Origin of the sequence: Porphyromonas crevioricanis, assembly GCF_900476255.1 — a bacterium.
Classification (GTDB): domain Bacteria; phylum Bacteroidota; class Bacteroidia; order Bacteroidales; family Porphyromonadaceae; genus Porphyromonas; species Porphyromonas crevioricanis.
The window spans coordinates 196,327-218,011 of the sequence record NZ_LS483447.1; the positions used below are offsets into that span (position 1 = coordinate 196,327).

Consider the following 21,685-nt stretch of genomic DNA (forward strand, 5'->3'; position numbering starts at 1 on the left):
GCAGTTTGTCGTAGTACGACCTGAATTTTGTCTTTCCCATGTATTCTTCGTTTGCTATATGCATTTGTTACCTTTGCGATACTTAGGTAAGTATCACGGCGCAAAGAGACAACAATCAGCTGTATGTGCAACGTTTTATTGTATGCGACATGGGAACAATTAGGACCAATGCACTAGGTTAAGTTGTAGAAACATCTAAAAACCAGAGATTTAGATATCTTTTTGATAGGTTAAAAAACGATGGGAGAATATACAATGCAACAGATTTATCCATAAAATTGGATGTGGATAAGAGTTATATATCAGAATTGCGTAATAATAAGCGCAACTTGACCGAACAGTTTGTTGCATCTTTAATTAGTACCTTCAATGATGTTTCTGGCGATTGGCTCCTAACCGGTGAAGGCGAAATGCTACTCAAAGACGATGGAGATGATGCCTCTTCAAACACGACAGAAGTCGCAAGTGATATTTGCTTTGTCCCATTGCTCGCAATATCAGCACAAGCCGGCAGCCTTAATGACTTTGTTGTGTCTGTCAAGGATCGTAATTGTGAGCGTGTGATTTCGCCAATAAAGGGAGCTGATTTTGCAGTCACTGTTTCAGGTGATAGTATGGCTCCTGAATACCCCTCCGGAGCTCAGATTCTCATAAAGAAGATCAATGAGAAAGCCTTTCTCGAGTGGGGAAAGGTATACGTGTTAGATACCTGCAATGGCACAGTCATAAAAATACTTGTACCATCTCAGAAGGAGGGCCACGTGAAATGTGTGTCAATCAACCCGGATGAACGATATGCCCCATTTGATGTGTCAATGGCGGACATATTCGGAATATACAGAGTGATGCTTTGTATGTCGGTTAAATAGACAAGAGAACCTCAACGAGATAATAGATGTAACATTCAAAGAGAAGCGATGAAGAAATCCATCAACCCGCAAGTGATCGAAATACAAAAACGCTTCTTTGATGCGATCGCAATGGCCAAGGCACTGGGGAGAACAACTGGCTTGAAGTCTTTTTGTGAGGCTCACAACTTGAACCTTGTAAAGTACTATCGTATCAAGGGTGATTTCGGCAAACCTATCGACGAAATGCATTATAAAGAAATCGATATTGATGCACTTGCATACATATGTGAGGATTTCGGGATTTCTCCGCAATGGCTGTTACTTGGTCGTGGAAAATTAGAAATTCGTTAGTTAGATGTTGATCGACGAAAGTGGCAAACTTGATTTCTAGCATGTGTTCGATATGTTCACAAGGCAAGTTGGTGAACAAAACCAGTGGACCCCATCAACATTTCAAAAGTTCCGAACATTACGACATCGCCTCAAATCGTTTGCCCCAAACATATCTTTCCCCTCTCTGACAGAGGAAAAACTGCAAAATCTCATTAACTACTGCAACAAAAAAAAGACTTTCGAAACACAACCATATCGAAACAGCTTTCATTCTTGCGGTGGTTCTTAAGATGGGCGGCTCAAAAAGGGTATTACAACGGTAATTTGCACAATACATTCAAGCCAAAGCTGAAGGGTATTTCTGTTGATTCAAAAGAAATCATCTACCTCTCACGAGAGGAACTGAAACTTCTTCAAGATTTTGAGTTTCAGCGAATGCAGGAAGCCCTTGAACGTGTACGGGATGTATTCTTATTTCAATGCTTCACGGGGCTTAGGTATTCCGATGTTGCTAAGCTAAAACGTTCTGATGTAAAGAAAGGAGTTGTTCATGTGGTAACAAAGAAGACTGTTGATGGGCTCAGGATTGAACTAAACAAGCATTCTCAGGCGATAAGTATAGAGATTGTAATTTCACTGATGATAAGGTATTGCCCGTTATCTCGAATGAGAAGATGAACGCCCACCTCAAAACATTGGGGCAGGTTGTCGGGCTTGACGAACCTACACGAATAGTTTACTTCAAGGGCAACCAGCGTCATGAAGAGGTATATCCCAAGTGGTATCTATTGACTACACACGTCGGACGGCGCACCTTTGTTGTAACAGCTCTTCAATTAGGCATTCCCGTTGAAGTGATTATGAGATGGACGGGACACTCGAATTACGAGGCGATGAAGCCCTATGCAAAGATAGTAGACGAGTTGAAAGAGAAATCTATGTCAAAGTTCGACTCTCTTTGAGCGTACACGAAATATTTATAAAAATCAATCCACATGGATTTGTACACGATTTTTCAACTGTGATATGAAAGATGGTGCAACTTCATGCTATCGAATATGTGAAACAAACGGTTATTTGGTGTTTTATGACAGTATATGGTAGTAAAGTCTTGCTTCCTGTCCCTCCGCAATAAACGACTTATAAGCAACACATTAGAATGGGCTGTGACAAACAAAAGTTTTGTCACAGCCCATTGTTAGTCAATAGGGAAAAGGAATAGACAGCTCAAGGCACCGGAGCTATCTCCCTCCAAGAAGTTTCTATCAAAAAAGAAAAAGGAAAAAGTAATTTCCGACCTGTCAGTCTCGCTCTCCCCAAAAACGATAAAGCTGCAAAAGAGGAACAGACACTCGAAATGCAAGAGAGGAATATCTGTGCCTATCAAACCCCAAGAAGAAACCGACACGCATCAAATCTCCGATCCCGAGACTATAGCCATATTCCGTCCAAACGGATGTCTCTCTCTTACCCAAATAACGCAAATGCTCTTCTTGCAACAGAGGAGGCTCCTCGTATCGAGAAACAATAGCTTTGAAATGGATAGCTTCATCCAGTGGGAACCCCTTCCTCCCCATTGCCTTTGCTAAGGGAAAGATAGAAGTCTCATAATTCAGATAAATCGACAGCCATCTCTCTCCCAAATTGCGGGCAGGGGTTATTGTCTGAAAACGATAAGACATTTGGGAAAAACCAACGGTATTGGCTGTAGAAACGTATTTCAAATCCTGCTCACTCCGCCACATCTTGCCTATATAAGCTCCCGCTCCTAACGCATAATGCATATACTGCCGAGAGTCTATATCATAGGTACCGCGAAGCATCACTTCCAATCGGCTGTAATCGGAAGAAGGAAGGTCTCCTCCCAAGGGCCAAGCTCGCCGATAGGCAACAGACAATTCGGGGATCCTATACCCGAGGGGAGAAATATAAGCAGCCCGTCCGGCTGGCGAGATTTGGACATTGGCTAAAGGATGAAAACGCAATCTTAACTCCGTACAAAAAGCACGATGAGAACCGTACCAGGCAGAATCGACAATCGGCCTGCGGTGTTCAAAAGTGGAGGTAAAGTCTATCCCCAACCAATGATTCAACTCTATTTCGTTTCTCAACAGTAGCCAGTCTCTCTCATAAGTCCGTGTCGGCTCATTACCAAGTGCAGGCTCTATATAATCGAGCAAATAAGACTGATGACCATTCAGGAGATTGTATCCTCCACTGCTCTGCCCCAACCCCAAGAAAAGCATTCCATCTCTCTCCGGGGCATAATGCAAGCCCAAATAGCTATGCCAAACCACTTTTTTTCGCCCGGTGGTATAGTAGGCATTTCCTCTGACATGCAGAGCATAGCCTGCACGAGGTTTGTAAGCAGCAATCAGTTCATAACCACACCATATGCCGTCAGTGCTATTGACTTCTGGAAAAGCAAACCCCAGCCCGTCCACTCCTAACATCCAACAAGAGTCAAGCTGGAAATTGTATCCAAAGAGAGCAGCCATCCCCGCATCGAGAAACTTCTGACGAGTACTGCCACGCTCATCCTCAATCTCACTCGAGATCCCGAATTTTTCGGCGAACCTTGCGTCCAAACTGTCTATGCAGCGATAAGCCCCATAAGCCGTAGATTTCGCCTGTGGCATAAGCCGATACACACGTGGAGCTATGAGCTTAGGACGATAGATGCAAGAGCTGTCAGTCTCCGAAGCCAACATCCATGTCGAGTGAAAAAAGACGAGAAATAAAAGGAGATAGAAGTGACGACGGGTCTTCTTGAAATAAGCACGGATAGAGAAATAAACCATAGCTTTGCACACATGAAAGACAAGCAACACTCTAAGGCTAAATCAATCTTCTCCTACATTGTATTAGGACTAATCCTGGCCATTATAATTGCAGCAAGTATCTGCACACTGGTATTGGAGGAGCCCAAACTGCAAGTCATATGGATGGGTGGAGGTTTGCTCATACTCAATCTCCTGATTCTACTGGTCTTTGTAGGACGCAATATACGCTGACCTCACTTGCAGCGACGTACCCCGTGAGGGCTCACGACAACATCCATGGCCGTATCCCACGGATCTGTGGGTAATTGGGGAGTATCCATCAGGGCATAAGTCACCCCCACACGACAAGCATTGGGAGCTTTGGGCAGGAAACGATCATAAAAGCCCTTACCACGCCCCAAGCGGAAGCCATTGTCATCAAAAGCCGTAGCTGGCACAAGTATCAAGTCCAATTTCTCCGGAGGCAAGGCTTCCGAGGGATCTGCCTTGGGCTCTTCTATTCCAAAAGCTCCTATCCGCAAATCTTCCGGCCCACGATACCTGTAATAGGCAATATCATCGCCCTCCACCCTGGGTAAGTAAAGAGCCATGCGGCTGCTATACCGATCCAAAAGGGATGCAAGATTCGGCTCGTCCGGCAGCGCGTGATAAAGCCCCACACGCCTCTCTTCGGAAAACTCCGGTAAGGTCTCTATCAAATCGACCACCACTTGAGAAGCCCATTGCACATGCTCTGCATTCAACTCCTCCTTGGCTCTGCGACGCAACTCTTTTCTTATCTCCTGCTTGGTCATTTCTATTTCCTTCGTTACTTCCTTTCCTATTCCTTAGAAGGGGTTTTCTCTACCTCTTCCTTTCGATCTTCTCGTCCATTAAGACTGAGAGGAAAAGCCTGCTCCTTCTCTATCATCTCCACACAGCGAAGTATGCCATTGTCTCGTTCGTTGAATATCATCCACATGGCTTTTCTGCTAAGGATATGCTCAGCTATCAAAGCATAAGTCTGGTTAAGAATCAAATCGGCAGAGCTATGCAAGGCATTCGGGCGGAGGGCTATTCCCTCACGATGTGCGAAATTGCCCACCTGATAGAGTAGTCCCTGTGTATTGAGGTAACCGACCAACTCCTCAGCAGTCTTGTATTGAGAGAGCTTAGCCCGGTAACGATCGGCATAGATAAAAGAAAACTTGTGCAGTACTCCCTGATTCACCAGTCGGAAATAATAGCTCGTAAAACCTGTCGTATCTCTCGGGATGAAGACATCCGGAGAGATTCCTCCGCCACCGTAGACCACGCGCCCTCCTTGTGTACGATACAACAATCTGGGGTCTTGCGGAGGATCGATTTCTTTGTCCCACTCATCTTGCGCATAGCGATTTTGCACCTCCATGCTATAGTCGTACAAATTTCCCGGTTCGTAGGGCTTCTGTATGCAACGTCCGGAAGGCGTAAAATATCGGGCTATAGTAAGTCGCACCTCAGATCCGTCCGGAAAATCATACGGCTGCTGCACAAAGCCTTTACCAAAGGTACGTCGGCCGACAATCACAGCTCTATCCTGATCCTGCATTGCTCCAGCAAAAATCTCACTCGAGCTGGCAGAGAATTCATCGACCATAACAATTAAAGGGACTCGCTTCAGCAATCCCGTACCATCGGCCAAGACTGTCTCTTTGGGATAAGCCTTTCCTTCTACATAGAGAATACTCTGCCCTCTCTGCAAAAACTCATTGCTCATCCTTACGGCAGCTTCCATATAACCGCCACCGTTTCCACGCAAATCCAGCACTATACCTTTGAGTCGCCCCTTGGTAAGCATGGGAGAAACAGCTGCCAAGAACTCCTTGTGCGTGGTACGCCCCCAACCATTTAATTTGGCATACAGGATACCCTGAGCAATCTCGTATTGCGATTCTATTGAGTTGATCGGTACATGCCCACGTGTTACCTTCAGGTGCATCGGCTTGCCATTGCGCAAAATGGACAAATCAGCAACACTCCCTTCCAGACCTTTGAGGTGATTGCGAATACTGTCGCTATCCAAAGGAGGCTTGGTCAGATCATAGCCAGACACACCTAAAATGCGGTCTCCGGCTTTCACTCCGGCACGAGCAGACGGCCCCCCGGCAATCACCTGCACAACGACTACTGTATCCGTAATTGTATTGAATTGTACCCCTATACCACTGAAAGAACCTTCCAATCGCTCGGTTTCTTGCTGCTGCAACTGAGCACTGAGATAAGAGCTGTGCGGATCCAACTGCTCTAATACAAGAGGGATTACTTTTTCCTGTATCGAATCGGTCGAGACTTCATCCACATAAAGCTGCTCCACCAACTCCAACACAGCATTCAGCTTGGCATATTTGCCCGCCGCACCGGAATGCTTGCCCAAATAATAACCTGAATAAATAGCCAAAAGAGCGACCAACAATCCAATAACGATATAGGCCGCCGTACCAAGATGATGAGACTTTACAGACATTGCCGGTTGCTTGCAGTCTGCCTTTTCTCTTTCCTTTGGCTCTACCTCTGCAGAATTTGCCTGTTCATCGGAGGAAAGCTCCTTTTTATCTATATTCTCCATATCCGTTTAGTGTTTCCTCCACATTAAGGCATTGGCAGAAAATCGACTTGTATCCCGGCTCTTTGCAGCAGCTCTATACCATCGGAAAGACGGTATTCCTTGGCATATACCACCCGCCTGATTCCACACTGAATAATCAGTTTTGCACACTCTATACAGGGTGAGTCCGTGATGTATATAGTAGCCCCGCGACTGTCATTGGTCGATCCAGCCACTTTCGTTATGGCATTAGCTTCGGCATGAAGCACATAGGGTTTGGTGGCTCCACTCTCGTCTTCGCAAATATTTTCAAAGCCGGAAGGGGTACCATTGTAACCATCGGAAATAATACGCTTGTCTTTCACTATGAGTGCTCCCACCTTGCGCCTTTCGCAATAGGAGTTCTCCGCCCAAATAGCTGCCATTCGCAGGTAGCGTTTGTCGAGTTCGGTATTCTTGTCCATCGCTTTGCTTTAGGAGTGACAGCCTGCACGACTTTTGTTTTACGGAAAGAGAGGAAGTAAAAGGCCGCCACCACCCTGCAAAAGTAACATTATATCAAGATAATACACAGTCCTCTCTCCGTGGCGAACATCAGAAAATTAGCATCATAAAAGACTGCACTACAAATACTGAAATAGCTCTTTGGCCAGTCATTACCCACACACGGATACTCTCTTCTTTTTTTATGTCTCCGTTTCCTCTTTTTTATCCGACACAAATATCGAAGCGATGTAGGCGGTAAAAGTCCCGAAAAGACCTACCTCTGCGGTCATCAAAAACATCGCAATAAGTCTTCCCTCTGTCGTTACAGGGAATTTATCCCCATAACCGACTGTCGTGATGGTGACATAAGACCACCAAATAGCATCCTCCGCTGTTTGTATATTGCTGTTCGGTGCATTTTCGACCTGAAGAATAGCTATTGAAGAAAATATCATTAGCAAAATCGCTAAAATCGCAGCCGAAGCAAATGTGCCCTGAGCCTTGCTTTTGAAAACGTATGTCACAAAATCCTTTGTGGTACGGAATGCTCTTAAAATTCAGAATAGCCGGATCAATCTGAATATTCTCCCAAATCTCAAAAAGTCTATCATCGGAATACCCGAAACCAAATCAATCCAACCCCAACGCATGAACTTCCATTTATCATCTGCCTGACAGAGCCTTACACAGAAATCAAAGAAAAAGAAAATACAAATGGCGACATCAATGTAATTCAAAAGCCGGGATGTCTCTTGTGGCAGTTCAAAAGTTGTATCAATAATCAGCACACCAAGAACATAGACGGAAAGTACAAAAACCGCCAGATTTAGGAAACCGAATTTAGTTGTAGTATTTTCTTCCATTTCTACACAATAAGAGCTAAACAAAGCCGGTAAAGCTTTGGCTTGCACTGGTCAATCAGCTAAGACAAAGAGCCCTCCTCGAGAAGAGGATAAATCAAAAAACTCTCCTTTTTCGACACTTCTCCCTTGCACCCAGCGATTCAGGAATAAGTAAGGGGAACCTAAACGTCTGATTTGTCTTCCTCTGTCTCCTCATCAAGAGAGAAGATCGATCTTCTGGTACTTGGCCCATATTTATTTTCGGCCAAATCTCCTCTGCTAATAGTCCATGCAAACAAAAGGGCGGCCAGCAACAGATTAACGAAGCTAAGCAAGAAAAAAGGTATACCTCCTTTCCGTCCCCAAGAATTGATTAATATGGCAAAGAACGTGACATTGGAGACAATCGACAAGAAGAACAAAGGCCCCCACCAGCCACTCCTGCCTGTATCGTGTAGCCGTCGTGCCAACACTGCCATTGTAGGCAAGAGAGAAAACAGAAAAAACAGAAGGGAGAACAGAGCAAAGAGAACCTCGACAACAAGATTCATACCGGAGGGGATGCTTCCTCCAAGAATAGATCCAAACAAGACCGAAAAGAGAGCAAAGCCCGTGCCATTCACGATGCGCACAAAATCCAAAACAAAGAAGATCAGAAACTGAAACAGCATAAAACTCCAAAACTCCTTCCGTCCGGCTCTCCCCCTAAAGTTGGCATACTGCATCCAGCAGCCCAACCAATAATCGAACAAAGAATTCTCTTTCTTCATCTCCTAATTCTTCCTTTAGCTACTTACAGAAGAGTTGGGCCCATCTCTTTTTGGTAGGATCGGCCCAACTCTTTTCGACTACTCTTGCGGTTTATTTCTGAGGATATTCCTTCCAGTCAGTCAAGCGCATATCGCCCTTCTCGATCAATGCCCGGTGGAAAGCAAAGCAGGCTGTAAGATCCTGCGGAGTATGCCCGGCAATCCCTCTATCGAGATATTCATTGAGCAGCGGACGATAATCGGGATGTACACAGTTGTCTATTATCGTACGAGCTCGCTCTATAGGAGACTTTCCTCGAAGATCTGCAATACCATATTCGCTAATAATCACCTTTACCGAATGCTCATTATGGTCTGCATGCGAAACCATTGGTACAAAGGCCGAGATTTTCCCTCCCTTAGCCGTGGAAGGAGTGGTAAAAATAGAGATATACCCATTGCGAGTAAAGTCTCCGGAGCCTCCCAAACCATTCATCATCTTGGTTCCGGTCACATGGGTAGAATTGACATTACCAAAAATGTCGGCTTCGAGAGCAGTGTTGATTGTGATAACACCCAGCCTACGCACAATCTCCGGGTTATTGGAATATTCATTGGGGCGGAGCAGGATCTTATCCTTAAAGAAATCCAACTGACTGTATATATCACGGATCACCTCCCGGCTAACTGAGAGAGAGCAGCCACTGGCGAACTTCACCCGGCCTTTCTTCATCAGACCAATCACCGCATCCTGAATCACTTCTGTATAAACCTCAAATGCAGGGATCTCCTCGTTGTCACCTAAAGCACCGAGGACTGCATTGGCCACATTCCCCACTCCACTCTGCAGGGGGAGAAAGTCAGCTGGTATACGTCCGGATTTCATCTCTTGCACAAGGAATTTGGCCACATTGTTACCAATAGCCAAAGTCACATCATCCAAGGGCGTAAAGCCACTATCGTCATTCGGCTCGCTCGTTCGTACAACCCCTACAATCTTGGCTGGATCCACCTGCACATAAGGTTTCCCCACTCTGTCGCTGGGCTTATAAACAGGCATATCCTTGCGATGTGGAGGATCCAACGGCTCTGCTATGTCGTGGATACCGCAGATCTCTTTCGGATGCTTATCGTTGAGCTCTACAATAATGCGCTCTGCCAATCGGCAAACAGTAGGCAAGAGGCCTACCCCCGTGGTGGGTACGATACGCCCATCTTCCGTGACGTCGGCAGCTTCCACAATAGCTACATCGATCGGGCCATAGAAGCCGTAACGCAATTCCTGCGCCAGATGAGAAAGATGAATATCGAAATAGCTTACCTCACGAGCGTTAATCTGATTGCGCAAATCCTTATTGGACTGATAGGGTGTGCGGAACTTCACAGCCTCGGCACGTGCCAATTCACCATCCAAACGATCACCGGTACTGGCTCCGGTGAATACTCCGATCTTAAACTCTCTACCGGCCTCATGCTCTCTGCGAGCTCGCTCGGCTATAGCATGAGGAACGACCTTGGGACATCCGGCAGGAGTAAACCCCCCGAAACCGACATTGTCGTTGTGCTGCACAAAGCTGGCGGCCTCCTCGGCCGTGATAAATCTTAATGCCATATGTAATGCAATTTATTTGGTGTGAGTAACTGACATACAAGCCATTCCGATCCGACAAACCGGCAGACAGCCAACAAGGAGAGAGAGACCGCCATACAGCTCTATTGAACCGGAATATCCATTAGTTTGTACTACTTTTGAGTACCCAAAAATACACAATTAAAGTGTTTCTTCCTGCCCTTTGGCGATCAATAAATACCAGCGATGAGCGATACCACCCGAATAGACTCCACCAAATACCTATACATCGAGACTTACGGCTGTCAAATGAATGTGGCCGACAGCGAAGTTGTTGCTTCTATCATGCAGATGGCCGGCTATGCTCAGGTAGAGCACCCGGAAGAAGCCGATGCCATACTTATCAATACCTGCTCGGTACGAGATAACGCCGAACAGCGAGTCATTCACCGCATCGAACAACTGCAAGCTCTGCGCCGAAAGCTGCACAAAGCCATTGCCATCGGAGTGCTGGGATGTATGGCCGAACGCGTACAACAAGAGCTCATCGAAAAGCACGGAGTCGATTTGGTGGCCGGGCCGGACAGTTATCTGGACTTACCCAACCTTATTGCAGCAGTCGAAAAAGGAGAAAAAGCTATCAATGTGGAGCTATCTAAGCAGGAGACATACAAGGATGTGATCCCCCTGAAGATAGGTGGTGTACACATCTCCGGCTTCGTATCTATCATGCGTGGATGCAACAATTTTTGCTCCTATTGCATCGTGCCCTATACCAGAGGACGAGAGCGTAGTCGCGAAGTAGACAGTATCCTCGCCGAAGTGCGAGACTTGAGGGAGAAAAACTTCCGAGAAGTTACCCTACTGGGGCAAAATGTCAATTCCTACTCCTATCGAAACCCACAAGGAGAAGAGATCTACTTTGCCGGACTACTCAAGCTGGTTGCCGAAGAAGCCCCTCAGATGCGTATCCGCTTCACCTCACCCCATCCGAGAGATATGGGCGATGATGTGATTGAGGTCATGGCAGCTTATCCCAATATATGCAGACACATCCACCTACCAGCACAGAGTGGGAGCAACAAGATATTAACGGCCATGAAACGTTGCTACACGAGAGAGTGGTACCTCGACCGCGTGGCCGCCATCAGACGCATCATGCCGGATTGTGCCATTAGTACGGATCTATTCTGTGGATTTCATTCCGAAACAGAAGAGGACTTCCAAGAAACACTCTCTTTGATGAGAGAAGTAGGCTACGACTCAGCATTTATGTTCAAGTACAGCGAACGTCCCGGGACCTTCGCAGCCAAACACCTGCCGGACGATGTGCCGGAAGAGGTGAAAGGTCGTCGCCTGAGCGAAATGATAGACCTGCAAAACAAACTAAGCGAAGAAAGTAACCGGAGAGACATCGGAAAAACATTCGAGGTCCTTATCGAAGGATTTAGCAAACGTAGCCGGGAACAACTCTTCGGTCGCACGCAGCAAAACAAGGTGGTCATCTTCGACAAAGCCGGGCATCGTGTGGGCCAATATGTACAAGTGCGTATCAACAGTGCCAGTAGTGCAACCCTATTGGGGACGGTGATCGAGTGAGAAGCAATCACGGCCGAGTTTTTGCACATTAGGCAAAAACAAAAGGGAAGAAGGATGGAGGATGAATATGAGTCAACGCAAGTTTTACTACAGCATAGGAGAAGTGGCTCATCAGCTCAATGAGCCGGTGAGCACCATACGCCACTGGGAAAGTCAGCTCCCCGAACTTCGACCGAGAACCTCTCGCAGAGGTACACGCCTGTATCGCCAAGAAGACATAGACCGTCTCATGACGCTGCGTATTCTGATCCGAGAACAAGGACTTACAATAGAAGGAGCCAAAAGAGCCCTTTCTCAGCAGGGAGACGAATTGGAGGGACGAATAAAAGCGATCACCCTGCTGAAAAACATTCGCGGACAGCTGTTCGACCTGCGAAGAGCATTAGACCAAACAGAGAGAAAAAGTATGCTCACCCGTCTTGCCAATGACCTGCAATTGGATGGCATCCTACCCAAGAAAGAGGAGCCACGATCCTAACATGACAGCGTGCGGTAGTAGTCCTCCCCTTCAGAGCACAATACATAGACCCAACGAATAAGTCAACCGAGGGGTAAATCAATCCTTCGGGAAGCATCGCTTGGGTTTCATCAAATAGAGGCTGCAACACGAACTCTAAACACACATGTTTTGTAAAATCCCCTCTTCACTCAAAACGAGAAAAATCGAGGAAAAATCCCACAAATATCCGGCTCAACATTCTCCCTTTCAAACCCTCTGAACTCACTTTCCAAAATGCCCTATTCATCGGCATTCTGAGAGGGTCAAAATTCTCTCCTGTGAAAAATTTTATTCTCTCCTGTGTTAGCAAAAATTCTCTCAGGAGAGAATTTTCGCTTCCTCCTGTGTCGCTAAAAAGTAGAACCCATGGAAATCAAAAATGAGAGAAAAATCAAGGCAATTGAGGTCTCTTTTCAAGACAAAAAGGCCTCTCATCTATTTACACAAACAACACAATAAAAAACAACAGATAAAAATCATTTGCATGAAAGCATTTCATACCTCTCCTTGAGAAGTAGAATCAGAGACATGGAAATCAACAACTCCATACCGTCTAATCATAGAGATACGCTACCGCAATGGATAAGGCTATGGGGCAGGTTGAATTATGAGTATGTACTAAAAAAACATTGGCCTAAGGATCTCTGCTGTTTATGATGTTGCCCATGAAAACTTTAATCTCTGGCTAATTTACCGTACACTCTTGATCAATCCCGATCAAAACAAAAAGAGCCGATGAGGGTATTCCCCTCATCGGCTTTTTGCACACCGCAAAACCCTGAGCAAAGCCTCTGAGGTTTGAATAACAATCCTCCAAACAAGCTTTGTCCCTAATTCTTTGTCTATATCTCTCTATCCAAATCCTTGAGTTTTTTCTCCTGTTTGCGCAAAAGATAGGCATAGCCCAAGGAAGAGAATAGAAGATACCCTCCAGCTTGCATCCACAATATCGTATGATAATTAGAGACGACCTCCAATCCTCCTCCCATTGTATTAAGAGCAACCATACCTCTGGCTCCGGGAGTGGAAGGAATGAGGAAGGATACCCAACGCCAAATCTCGGGCATCGCTGTCTCCGGCCATGTGACTCCCGAAAGGAATACAAAAATAACAGAAGTAAAGGCGATTAAAAGCATAGAATCCTCTCGGTTGAAAATAAAGCAAGAGACGAAGAGAGAAAAGAAAACACAAGCCAGCAGGAAAGGTAAGATAAAAAGAGCCAACTCCCCGAGATGAGCCATACGAGGTAAATCGAATATCGCAGGCACGGCCAGCAAGACCCAAACACAAACAACAGCATAAACCATTATATAGGCCACACTCTTGCCAAATACAATACGCATCGGACCACGATAATGTCGGTCGCTTATCAGGGGGATAAGCTCACGGTGAAGACTTCGCTCCCTCTTCGTGGCTGCCAACATAGATACTCCCATAACCATCGTTTGCTGGATAATCAGGATCAGGATAACAGGGAGCAAGAAAGAGGCATAACCTCCAGCCGGATTAAAAAAAGAGACATCCTCATTCACGACGGGCTGTACCTGAATCAGAGCGGGCTGACCGGTCTTGTCTATGTCATGGTTTAATCGATATGCACGCCCCAAATCCAAAGCAGCCTGATTGAGCGTGAGCATAAAATTCTTGTAATACAAGACACTGGACAAGTCGCTAAAAAAAGTGACCCGAGTTTGTTTTCCTTGATAAATATCTTTCCGAAACCCCTTGGGAATACGAGCTATGGCATAGGCTTCCTTGTTCCACAAGGATTGGCGGGCTTCATTGACATTCGTAGTCACACCCACCACTTGCACTCCGGCAGAGGCATCGATCATACGGATATAAGCCCTGGACAAGTCGCTGTTGTCTTGGTCTACGATCACCATTTTCGACTCATATACCACCTCTTCATTGTAGAGATAGGCATATAACAACGGATAGAGCAATGGGACCAAGAAGAAGAGAATAATCACTCCTCTATCCTTGAAGATGGAAAGGAACTCAGTCCGCCAGATATAGTATATATCGGAGAGTCCCTCCCGGAAATCGAATAGTTTCCTGCGCATGACAATAGTTTTCAGGGAATATATTTGAATTCGATCAGTGCTCGCTTAAGCCGTTTCATGACCAACATCGGCAAAAAAGCAAAAGCCAACAGGGCGATGTATGACGGGAGTGTATAATAGAGAGGAATCCCATTCAGAGCCTGATCGACATAAATCAAAAAGTAATGACGCAACGGGAAGAGATAAGCCAAAGACTGTATAGCCGGAGGCATCGCCGAGAGAGGAAAAGAAAATCCTGCAATAGAGAAGCTAAGCATCCCAACCAAGGTAGAGAAGCTCAGCCCCAAGCGGAGTGTAGGTAAGATGGAAATAAAGAAAATACCCATAGCTTGGGAAGCGATAATAAAGACTGTCATCGCCACAATCATAGGCCACCAACCTCCTTGCAAAGGGAAGCCAACATAGCCATACAAAACAGAAAGCAACAATAGCCCAACAGCAAAATAGACAACGAAATGCACCGATAGCTTACCGAACAAACCCAGAGAAATAGAACCTCTGGAGATACGCAACCACTCGTGTGAACTGCGATACTTGATCTCGACCCCTATGGAATAGGCTGTAATCAGGAAAATCATCAACTGGAGAATGCCAGGCAGAATAGCATTATTGAGGTAAATGGAATAATTCAACCACTCATTCCCCAAAATATGAGCCTCCACTTTTATGGGCTGAATCTTGGCTATTGCCACTTCTGTCGGTATTCCATGAGCTTCCGCCAATGTCAGGATGACTTTCCCATTGACCAGCTCACTCATCATCTTCATATCCTTGAAAGTGAGACTCCCCGCCATCAAATAGCTCGCATTGAAATAGTATGAGACTTGTGGCCGACGGCCGTTGATCACGTCTCGACTAAAATTCTTGGGGATTAGGTAGATACCATAGATTTTCCCATGTTGCATGGCCATACGTGCCTCTTCAAACGAATAGGTACGCATCTGCACATCGGTCTGTTGCTGAGAACTGAGATTGACAATAAGACTACGGGATGCAACCGAATTGTCTTGATCAACCACAGCTACGGGCAAGCCCTTTGGTAAACCCGCAGACATCAGGTGCAGAAAAAAAAGCATCGACAAAACAGGTACCAACAGCATACAGAAGAAATAGACCGACGTGGCTCCCATGCGCCGGAATTCCCTACGCTGCACCTCCCATATGATACGCAAACGCTTGAGCATAGCCCGTAGAATCTCAGTGAAGAACAACAGACATACCCGGTAGCAAGTCTTTAGCAATGCCCTCATCCGTAGGCACAGCAGTGAGCTCGAAAGTACGCAAGTCTATTTGCTCAGAAGGCTTGGCCGCTTTCCATGCAGCGTAGGTACCCATATCTTTTACTTTTACGATACGTAGAGACAGCTCCTTGCCCTGCAAAGCAGGCACATGGCCTTTGATTTCCACACCAATACGTTTGTCTCCAAGCAAATCTTCACGGATGGAGAACACGACTTTCTTCTTTCCGGGATCGTATATATTCATAATCGGGGCTCCACTACCTACCAACTCTCCTCTGTGTGGAAAAATCTCACTTACAACCCCATCCAGAGGAGCGAGCAAGGCTCCTTCTTTCAGGTAAGAATCAACCTCCTGGATTGCTCCGCCGGCTCTGTCTACAAGAGCTGCGGCAGCCATCTTATCCTCTCGTTGGGCACCGTTCACAGCCATATCATATTGACTTTTAGCTGCCCGCTCTGTAGCCTGCATAGCCTGCAGTTGAGCACTTACTTCATCGTATTTCTGTGCCGGTATCACGTCCTGTTCATAGAGTTTTTTCACTCTTTCATAACTCTTCTGAGCGATCTCTAATCCAGCTTTGGCTTTCTGCCACATCTCGAAAGCAGCCCTTTTGGTCTCCTCTCTGGCTCCCACCATTGCCTTTTGTCTTTGCGCCTCTGCTGCCTGCTGAGCTGCTTTGGCCTGAGCCAATTTGGCCTCCACTTCCGGCGTATGAATACGCACAAGTGTATCTCCGGCTTTCACCTGTTGCCCTTCCTCCACATAGTAGGTCACAATGCGGCCGGGAACCTTACCAGATACACGCACCTCTTCTACCTCTACCTGCCCTACAATGGGAGCAGCCTTGGGTTTGAGGAAGAGAATCCCCACCAGAGCTATTACGACTATGACAACGATCACTATAATAAAAGCAAGTAGCATATTATTGATATTGAACTTCTGCTTGTCGCCTGCTACTTGTCCGTTTTGTGTTTCCATATTACCTTGTTTATATGCTTATGTTTAGGCTGAAAATTATTACTGATAAGTGGGAATAGTCAATTTTCCATGGGCATCACACCGATCGCTCTCTGATATTTAGTATATGCCACACGTACCCCTATCTGTGCCTCGATGAGAGCATCTTCGGCTTGTATCCAAGCTGTTTGCGCCTGAGTAAGATTGATGACTGGTATTACCCCCTCTTTGTAGCCGATAGTAGCCATGCGCAAGTTCTCTTTAGAATTGTCGGCATTGTCTTGGGCCTTCTTGAGTTGCTTGTGAGCTTGGGTTAGGTTCAGCCGTGTTTGGTTGATTTGCAGATTAATTTTGGTGCGAGCATCATCCGTCTCCAACTTGCGGATAAGCAAGCGTTCATTTGCATTACCATACTTGAATGTACCACTGACAAGCCCCGTCAATGGCATAGTCAAAGCCAATCCGATATGATAAGTACCACCAAAAACTCTGTCAGGATTAGACCAATAATTGGGAGAAGAAACGGAATAACCACCGACCAAGGCGATATGTGGCAACATATCGGCCAATACCATTCTGCGCTCAAGAGAAAAGATCTTCTCAGCCGTTTTCAAACTGCGTACCTCAACCCTGTTCTCTACCACAGAGGCAATGTCTGTATCCTCCGCAGAACGATATAATTCTAAGCCATCGGCCAAAGCTCCATTTTGCTCATCCGTTGTATAGATAGGATTTTCCGGATCTAATCCACAGCGTTGAGCCAAAAGCATGCGGCTCAGTTGCAAACCATTTTCTATACGAGTCAGCATTACCTCTGCTTCACTCTGCTTCACTCTCACCGACAGGGCATCTGCCTTGGTCGCTATTCCCTGCTCCACCAAAATATGCACATCGGCAGAAGCATCTTTGATAAGTTTGAGGTAAGCCTTACCAAGTCTTAATTTACTGCTCAATCCCACCACCTGCCAATAAGCCTCATCCACAGCATCGTAGACATCACGCTCTTTCATCTCTAGCGTAGATTGCTTGAGCTTGGTAGCCTCATTGGCCATACGACGTCCGGCCACGATCTTGCCTCCCATAAATAGGGGTTGAACAGCCGAAACTGCCCCAAAACGAAGATCTGACATACCGATTTTCGTTTTGTTTTTGATAAAAGGAGGGACAAAGGGGGATAATGGCCCCAGCAACTTATCATAGTTGATGGGTTGTAAATCATCACCAAAGCTCACAGCAGCGCCATAGAGAGACACCTGAGGGAAAAAGTTCACACTCACCTCTTTCTCTTTGTATTTGGCTGCCTCTATCTCGTGCTTGGCGATAGCAATCTCTCTGTTGCGATCTCGTGCCAATCTATAGCAACTATCCAACGTGAAGGCTGTTTGTGCCTCCATAGACAGGCAAAGCATAGCCCATAATGCAGTCGTCGTTCCTACGACCAACCATTTTCTTTTTTTCATACCATTGTATATCTATTACTTCCCGCCACCGCAGAAAAACACTATGCCCTCGCTGCTCTCTTCTCTAAACCCTTTCCAATACACAAGACACGATCAGGAGATCAGCCAAGAGCGTCCAGCAAATGTAGCAATTAAATGTTCTCATGTATTGCCACATTCAAAATGTCACTTTCAAGGCTTATCTCCAATAAAAGTTGTTACATTATTTAAGGTTGCTGCAAGATTCAAATCCGGATCCGAAGACTGATCTGGTAGAAACAAAAAAAGGTGTGCGATCTCTCGATCCGCACACCTTTTTTATTCAGCTGGTTATTCTGTCGGAATTACTCCACAACTACTTGTACAGCTGTCTTTCCAACTTTTATTACATAAAGTCCGGCAGAAAGAGAGGTCAGGTTCAACTGAACTCTACCATCACTGTCGGTCACAGCAGAGAATAAGAGCTGGCCTGATAGACTGTAGAGATATACATTCTCTTCGGCAGAAGCCTCTATCCACAAGAAATCTTTTGCAGGATTGGGGAAGAGACGAACTTGGACGGAAGGGTGCACACACACGGCTTTTTCCGAACCTTCATAGTCTACACCTTCTCCATTATTTGCGAAGTTCTTGTAGTCGAGTACTCGCCAAGCTTTCTTCTTTGCAGCGGTTACGTCCTCGATATAGCAAACGTTCTTCTCCTCTTGGCTTTCCGTATCAATGAGCATGATACGGGCATTATCTGCACTCGCCCGATTAGGAAGAGAGGCAATCAACTTGCTCATTTGACTTCCCTCAATCTGATTCTCATAGCAGCGAATATATTTGACAGCTTTGTTGGCAGACAAATCCAAAGCAGAGAGTTTATTGCTGTAGCAATCAAGTGTATCTAATTTGAGGTTTCCACTCAAGTCCAGTTCGGAGATCGAATTGCGTTTGCAGACAAGCTCGGAGAGGTCTTTCAGGTGCTTGACATCGAGTTTATCGATCCCGGTATTCGTACAATCCAAGGAACGAATCCATGGAGTCTTGCTCAAATCCAAAGTCTTGAGAGGAGAATTTTTGCAGCTCAAAACGATGAGACCAGGGTTACCACTCAAATTGAGGCTATTGAGTCCCTTATTAGAGCAACGCAGCTCGCCCAAACAGATATTTTGCAACACATCAAGGTTCGTCAGCTTATTCCCGGAGCAATCCATGAAATATAACTTACCGCAAGTAGATACATCCAACTGAGACAGGTTATTGAAATAGCAAATCAATGAATCCAGAACCGGTTTATTGGACAAGTCCAGCTCATCAAGCTTATTCGTATGACAAGCCAAATATTCGAGCAAAGAGTTTTTCGACACATTTAGTTCGGTAAGCCCGGTCTCACTGCAGTCGAGCCAACGCAGGTTGGGATTATGGCTCAAATCCAGAGGACTCATAGTATGGCTATCATAGCTGGAGCAATCCAACACTTCCAAATCGGGACAGAAGCTCACATTCAAGCCCGCCAACAAATTATTCTTGGCTTTGAGGACTTTGAGCTTTGCTGCTTGGGTCAAATTGAGAGAAACAAGGTTATTGTCACTACAATCTATGTACTCAAGAGCTTCGTTGTAGGCCAAAATCAGATCAGTGGCAGCATTATTTGTGAATTTCAGACTGACCAGATTTCTATTGTTTGACAAATCCAATTTGGAGATTCGATTTTTTGAGCAAGACAACTCTTCTATATCGGGAGCCTCGGACAGGTCTATCATCTTTATGGCATTGTCGTCGCAAACAAGTCGAGTAACAATCCCTTTGATCGTGATCTCTTGTTTCTCCAGCGTATATTCATGCTCCCACTTGTCGTATTGAGCTTCCTCTTTAACACCCTCTATCGCAATAGTGCCTATTCCTTGTATAGTGAGATTAATCTTCTGCCCAACTTCTTTTGCAGTTGTGATCTTGATCATGCCCTCACCTATCGCCGGAGCATCATTACCACGGAAAGGAATTCCTTTTCCCCCATTTGCAAAACGTTCATAATCAAATACTTTCCATCCGGAAGTAGTTGCTTTTGCCACATCACTCATGGAACAGTAGTTCTCTTCTTTCTCATCTTTTGTATCAATGACCTCTATGCGATTCCATTCACCCACTTTGGCTATGGGGAGAGATTCGATAAGGGAAGTCATTTCATTCCCTTTAATCTTATTGCTGTAGCAAATAAGTAATCGCACATCCGGATTTTCAGCCAGACTGAGCTTCGTCAGCTGATTCTCACTGCACTTAAGAGTATCGAGCTTTGCATTCTGAGTCAAATCTATTTCACTCAAATTATTACCACTAAAATCGAGATAAGTAAGCTCTTTGAGCATAGACACATCCAAGCTTGCAAGCCTGTTATTAGTGCACTCCAGATGCTCCAATTTAGGGTTTTGAGACAGGAGGAGAGACTCCAATTGTCCATTCTTGCAATTGAGTCTTTTCAGCAGAGTGTTCTTCGACAAATCTAGATTCTTGAGGTTCTTGATGGAGCAACTCAAGTCTGTCAGTTCGGTATTTTGTTTCAGATCAATAGTTTCGATAGATGTAGCTGAGCAGGAGAGATAACGCAAATTCTTATTCTCCGAAAGATCAAGAGAACTTATCCTGGTATTGAAACAATCGAGAATCTCCAGATCCTTATTTGCCTTGACATCTATTTTCTTAAGATCTTCATTGCGAGCACACGAAAAAGATTTTAGAGCGACATTGGCCTTGAGGTCTATCTCCTTCAGGAGGTTGCTCTCACAATTGAACTCCAAAAGCTTTGTATTTGCCTTCAGATCTATAGCATTGAACTTATTGTCTTTGATGTTCAGACTGGTAAGTTCAGGGTTATTCTTCAGGTCGAGCATATACAGATAGTAGTTGCTACTACAGTCGAGTACTCTCAACTCCTTATTTTTAGTCACATCCAAGTTGGCAATGTAGTTCCCCTGACACTTCAGCTCCTTCAAGTCTACATTATTACTCAGATTGAGGACATTCAAGGAATTGTATCCACAGCCCAGATTGGTCAGTTTCTTATTGTTCTTCAGATCCAGCTTTTCAATTCGGTTATCCGAGCAGTAGAGCACCTCAAGAGAAGGGCAGTTGCTCACATCAAGGGATACAACCTTGTCCTCGACACAAGAGAAAGACCGGATATTGCCATAGATCTTTACTTCCGGACTTAGCAACGTGTAAATCTGTTCCTTACCATCGGCTACTATCGCTTCCTTCAATCCATCAGCTTTCACCTCGCCCTCTGCTTCAAACATCAGCGTGATGGGATATCCGACACGAGTAGTAGTGCGAAATGAAATGGCCGGAGTTTGCGTATTGCCATCCCGGAGCTCTACTTTTGAGCCAAGTTGAGAAGGCTTCATAGAAGCTTCTGCTTTCATAGAAGCAAAAGCAAAGAGGCTCATAAGTAGTACGGCCCCTAAAAGTCTAATTCGACTAGTACTAGTAAAAGAATTAGTGTTCATCTTTGTAATACTGATTTAGTCAAATAATGGATGGAGGTCTATCTGAGCAAGTAAACCGGCTTGTATATCCGACCTACCAGGCCAAGTTATGCATATTTTATCAACAGCTTTGTAGCTCTGCTGTCCTAGACTTCTTCGACAAACCCCAAAGAGGGCATGCCGTAAACTGAACTACGACACACCCTCTCCCTCCATCTCTATTTAATAAGCATAAG

The 21,685-nt window shown here is 45.4% G+C and carries 21 protein-coding genes; 8 read left to right on the plus strand and 13 right to left on the minus strand.

Annotation, left to right across the window (positions count from 1 at the left end; all coding sequences use genetic code 11):
- Positions 1–284: 284 nt before the first annotated feature.
- The 5 genes from DQN70_RS00965 to DQN70_RS00980 are packed head-to-tail and all read left to right on the plus strand — an operon-like array spanning position 285 to position 2,146.
- A complete protein-coding gene (locus DQN70_RS00965) occupies positions 285–869 on the plus strand; it encodes a S24 family peptidase (RefSeq protein ID WP_231968846.1) in 585 nt (194 codons plus the stop codon).
- A gap of 48 nt (positions 870–917) precedes the next feature.
- Positions 918–1,202: a hypothetical protein gene (locus DQN70_RS00970; protein WP_023936052.1), complete on the plus strand. Its 285-nt coding sequence runs from the start codon at positions 918–920 to the stop codon at positions 1,200–1,202.
- 52 nt (positions 1,203–1,254) lie between these two features.
- Entirely contained in the window at positions 1,255–1,473 is a 219-nt protein-coding gene (locus DQN70_RS09675; RefSeq protein ID WP_158441738.1) for a phage integrase SAM-like domain-containing protein, read from the plus strand.
- A 35-nt stretch (positions 1,474–1,508) separates the two neighbouring features.
- Positions 1,509–1,862: a site-specific integrase gene (locus DQN70_RS00975; RefSeq protein ID WP_145980586.1), complete on the plus strand. Its 354-nt coding sequence runs from the start codon at positions 1,509–1,511 to the stop codon at positions 1,860–1,862.
- Positions 1,859–2,146 carry a site-specific integrase gene (locus DQN70_RS00980; RefSeq protein ID WP_023940557.1) on the plus strand — a complete coding sequence of 96 codons (288 nt, stop codon included), beginning with the start codon at positions 1,859–1,861 and terminating at the stop codon, positions 2,144–2,146. The genes DQN70_RS00975 and DQN70_RS00980 overlap by 4 nt, the downstream gene beginning before the upstream one ends.
- Positions 2,147–2,485: 339 nt before the next feature.
- Here DQN70_RS00980 and DQN70_RS00985 read toward each other — a convergent pair whose 3' ends face one another.
- Entirely contained in the window at positions 2,486–3,985 is a 1,500-nt protein-coding gene (locus DQN70_RS00985; RefSeq protein ID WP_023940559.1) for a DUF5686 family protein, read from the minus strand.
- Positions 3,986–3,997: 12 nt separating this feature from the next.
- Between DQN70_RS00985 and DQN70_RS00990 the strand changes: the two genes are divergently transcribed.
- A complete protein-coding gene (locus tag DQN70_RS00990) occupies positions 3,998–4,198 on the plus strand; it encodes a hypothetical protein (protein ID WP_023940561.1) in 201 nt (66 codons plus the stop codon).
- A gap of 2 nt (positions 4,199–4,200) precedes the next feature.
- On the opposite strand, the gene DQN70_RS00995 is transcribed toward DQN70_RS00990, so the two are convergent.
- From DQN70_RS00995 to DQN70_RS01020, 7 genes are all read right to left on the minus strand, one after another.
- Complete coding sequence (locus DQN70_RS00995; protein WP_023936062.1) at positions 4,201–4,761, minus strand: 5-formyltetrahydrofolate cyclo-ligase; 561 nt, start codon at positions 4,759–4,761, stop codon at positions 4,201–4,203.
- A gap of 26 nt (positions 4,762–4,787) precedes the next feature.
- Positions 4,788–6,554, minus strand: coding sequence for a S41 family peptidase (locus tag DQN70_RS01000; RefSeq protein ID WP_023936065.1), 1,767 nt, complete (start codon positions 6,552–6,554; stop codon positions 4,788–4,790).
- 23 nt (positions 6,555–6,577) lie between these two features.
- Positions 6,578–6,997 carry a deoxycytidylate deaminase gene (locus DQN70_RS01005; RefSeq protein WP_023936067.1) on the minus strand — a complete coding sequence of 140 codons (420 nt, stop codon included), beginning with the start codon at positions 6,995–6,997 and terminating at the stop codon, positions 6,578–6,580.
- Between the two features lie 222 nt (positions 6,998–7,219).
- Complete coding sequence (locus DQN70_RS09555; RefSeq protein ID WP_262501278.1) at positions 7,220–7,576, minus strand: potassium channel family protein; 357 nt, start codon at positions 7,574–7,576, stop codon at positions 7,220–7,222.
- Positions 7,577–7,882 (minus strand): ion transporter, encoded by a 306-nt coding sequence (locus DQN70_RS09560; RefSeq protein ID WP_231968848.1) that lies wholly within the window; start codon positions 7,880–7,882, stop codon positions 7,577–7,579.
- 161 nt (positions 7,883–8,043) lie between these two features.
- Entirely contained in the window at positions 8,044–8,631 is a 588-nt protein-coding gene (locus DQN70_RS01015; protein ID WP_023940566.1) for a DUF805 domain-containing protein, read from the minus strand.
- A 91-nt stretch (positions 8,632–8,722) separates the two neighbouring features.
- Positions 8,723–10,222 (minus strand): acetyl-CoA hydrolase/transferase family protein, encoded by a 1,500-nt coding sequence (locus DQN70_RS01020; protein ID WP_023936074.1) that lies wholly within the window; start codon positions 10,220–10,222, stop codon positions 8,723–8,725.
- A 204-nt stretch (positions 10,223–10,426) separates the two neighbouring features.
- Between DQN70_RS01020 and miaB the strand changes: the two genes are divergently transcribed.
- On the plus strand, positions 10,427–11,779 hold the full coding sequence (gene miaB / locus DQN70_RS01025) for a tRNA (N6-isopentenyl adenosine(37)-C2)-methylthiotransferase MiaB (RefSeq protein ID WP_023940569.1): 1,353 nt from the start codon (positions 10,427–10,429) through the stop codon (positions 11,777–11,779).
- Positions 11,780–11,840: 61 nt separating this feature from the next.
- Positions 11,841–12,257: a MerR family transcriptional regulator gene (locus tag DQN70_RS01030; RefSeq protein WP_023936080.1), complete on the plus strand. Its 417-nt coding sequence runs from the start codon at positions 11,841–11,843 to the stop codon at positions 12,255–12,257.
- Positions 12,258–13,120: 863 nt separating this feature from the next.
- Here DQN70_RS01030 and DQN70_RS01035 read toward each other — a convergent pair.
- The 5 genes from DQN70_RS01035 to DQN70_RS01055 all read right to left on the minus strand — a co-directional run bounded on the left by DQN70_RS01035 (position 13,121) and on the right by DQN70_RS01055 (position 21,470).
- Positions 13,121–14,344: an ABC transporter permease gene (locus DQN70_RS01035; RefSeq protein WP_023940574.1), complete on the minus strand. Its 1,224-nt coding sequence runs from the start codon at positions 14,342–14,344 to the stop codon at positions 13,121–13,123.
- Positions 14,345–14,355: 11 nt separating this feature from the next.
- Complete coding sequence (locus DQN70_RS01040; protein WP_036888391.1) at positions 14,356–15,528, minus strand: ABC transporter permease; 1,173 nt, start codon at positions 15,526–15,528, stop codon at positions 14,356–14,358.
- Positions 15,529–15,541: 13 nt separating this feature from the next.
- The gene (locus tag DQN70_RS01045) at positions 15,542–16,564 is read right to left on the minus strand and encodes an HlyD family secretion protein (RefSeq protein ID WP_023936455.1); all 1,023 of its coding nucleotides are present in this window, start codon (positions 16,562–16,564) and stop codon (positions 15,542–15,544) included.
- A 59-nt stretch (positions 16,565–16,623) separates the two neighbouring features.
- A complete protein-coding gene (locus DQN70_RS01050) occupies positions 16,624–18,003 on the minus strand; it encodes a TolC family protein (protein ID WP_023936454.1) in 1,380 nt (459 codons plus the stop codon).
- A 323-nt stretch (positions 18,004–18,326) separates the two neighbouring features.
- Positions 18,327–21,470 carry a T9SS type A sorting domain-containing protein gene (locus tag DQN70_RS01055; RefSeq protein ID WP_042120167.1) on the minus strand — a complete coding sequence of 1,048 codons (3,144 nt, stop codon included), beginning with the start codon at positions 21,468–21,470 and terminating at the stop codon, positions 18,327–18,329.
- Between the last annotated feature and the right edge of the window lie 215 nt (positions 21,471–21,685).